Raw genomic sequence first — 241 nt, 5'->3', positions numbered from 1 at the left:
TGGCCGATCGTGTGGACCGGTACACGGACCTGAAGGCCCGGATCCGGAGGATCGTGGCCGGCAACGGCCGCCGGTACGGGCACCGGCGGGTGCATATGGTCCTGGCCGGGGAGGGCGTGAATGAAGCGCCCTGGGTTTCGTTCCGAGGTCAGGACGCAACGGGCGCTGAGTCCTGATCGTGAGTGTAGGCCACCTCGACCTCCGCGGGAGTGCGGTAGCCGAGCCCCTCGTGCAGGCGGGC

General features: G+C 69.7%; 1 protein-coding gene. It reads left to right on the top strand.

Annotation, left to right across the window (positions count from 1 at the left end; translation table 11 throughout):
• The first annotated feature begins 11 nt into the window (after positions 1 to 11).
• On the top strand, positions 12 to 176 hold the full coding sequence (locus AC2W7A_RS13390; RefSeq protein ID WP_485991779.1) for an IS3 family transposase: 165 nt from the start codon (positions 12 to 14) through the stop codon (positions 174 to 176).
• The last annotated feature ends 65 nt before the right edge of the window (positions 177 to 241 follow it).

It is taken from the genome of Micrococcus sp. LASM2_SD2, from assembly GCF_057364565.1.
This window is presented reverse-complemented; position numbering and strand designations above follow the sequence as displayed.